Raw genomic sequence first — 1,495 nt, forward strand, 5'->3', positions numbered from 1 at the left:
CCTCGACACTTGGCCGGTGGCCATGGAGGGAGCCAAGCGCATCGCCACGACCGGGGGAGGAACCAAAAAAAAACCGCTGCAGGGCAGCGGTTCTTTTCAACAGGCGGGCGGTGGCAACTCAGAGGTCGACGCGGCGGGCCTGCATGAACTTGGCGCTCCAGTAGCCGGTCATCAGGCTGTCCACGCGGACGTCCTTGCCGGTGCTGGGGGCGTGCAGGAAGCGGCCTTCACCGACGTAGATGCCCACGTGGTCAACCCGGCCCTTGCGGCCGAAGAACACCAGGTCGCCGGCAGCCAGCGCGTTGCGGTCGTTGATCAGTTCGGCTTCGCCGTCGTGGGCCATTTCGCGCGAGACGCGCGGCAGCTCGATGCCCAGAGCGGTGCGGAACACGTAGCCGACCAGGCCGCTGCAGTCGAAACCGCTGTCCGGCGAGGTGCCGCCCCAGCGGTACGGGGTGCCCAGCAGGGTCATCGCGCGGCGCAGCAGCGACTGCACCTTGCCGTTGTCGGCCGCGCCGCCGACCACGGCGCCGTTGGCGCCACTGCTGGCGTCGTAGTTGGCCAGCAGGCGGCTCAGGTCGCCGGCGAACATCGCCGAGCGGTCCATCAGGGGAATGGTGTCGTTCGCGGCCAGATGGGGAAGCAGGGCGGCGAGGGTGGCGCTGGCAGCGGCGTCGGCCTTGCTGCGGGCGGGGGCATCAGCCTTGGGCTTTGCCATCGCGGAGGATTCGGAGGTGCTGGCGCCGGCCGAAGCGGCATCGACAGCAGTGGCCGGTGCGGACTGGGCCCAGGCCGGAAGGCTGGCCAGGCAGAGCGCGACGGCGAGAAAAACGGAGCGGGTGCAGCGCTGGGGGGCGGCGGTCTGGCCTTGGCTTGGCAGGTCGGCTGTCGTCACGCGGCGGTCACTTAATAAAAACGATGGGTGATGATGCCGTGTAAGCGCAGTGATTAGGTACAAATTTCGTTAATTTTTCGTTTACAAACACGTGATGCGCATCACAAATTTGACCCTTACCCCTGTTCAGCTTAGTGCAGAACGCGTTTTGCGCCCGTGTAATGGTCCTTCCAGTATGCGCCGCCGAGCGAGTCCAGCCGGACCGTGCCGCCGGTGCTCGGGGCGTGCACGAAGCGTCCTTCGCCGACGTAAATGCCCACGTGTGACACGTTGCCGCGGCTGCCAAAGAACACCAGATCGCCCGGCGCCAGGCGCTTGGGTTCGATCTTCGGGCCCTGCACCGCGGCCAGGTCGCGTGAGGTGCGGGGCAGCTTGAGGTCGACCATCTCGCGGTACACGTAGGTCACCAGGCCGCTGCAGTCGAAGCCCGACTCCGGGGTGTTGCCGCCGTAACGATAGGGCGTGCCGACCAGGCCGATGGCGCGCATCAGCACCGCATTGGCTGCCTGCGGGTCGTTGGGAACCACGCTGGGCCAGACCTGGGTGGACGCGGGCGGGGCGGCGGGACGGGTGGTCTTGCCGCCGCCACACGCGCTCAAC

Annotated in this window: 2 protein-coding genes; both read right to left on the bottom strand. The window is 67.4% G+C overall.

Annotation, left to right across the window (positions count from 1 at the left end; genetic code table 11):
* Positions 1 to 118: 118 nt before the first annotated feature.
* Entirely contained in the window at positions 119 to 880 is a 762-nt protein-coding gene (locus DBR34_RS07400) for a C40 family peptidase (RefSeq protein ID WP_258223730.1), read from the bottom strand.
* Positions 881 to 1,026: 146 nt separating this feature from the next.
* Positions 1,027 to 1,494 carry a C40 family peptidase gene (locus tag DBR34_RS07405; RefSeq protein ID WP_258223729.1) on the bottom strand — a complete coding sequence of 156 codons (468 nt, stop codon included), beginning with the start codon at positions 1,492 to 1,494 and terminating at the stop codon, positions 1,027 to 1,029.
* Position 1,495 lies beyond the last annotated feature (1 nt).

This window comes from Stenotrophomonas sp. HMWF003, from assembly GCF_003061285.1.
In the GTDB taxonomy this organism is placed as follows: Bacteria; Pseudomonadota; Gammaproteobacteria; order Xanthomonadales; family Xanthomonadaceae; genus Stenotrophomonas; species Stenotrophomonas maltophilia_AP.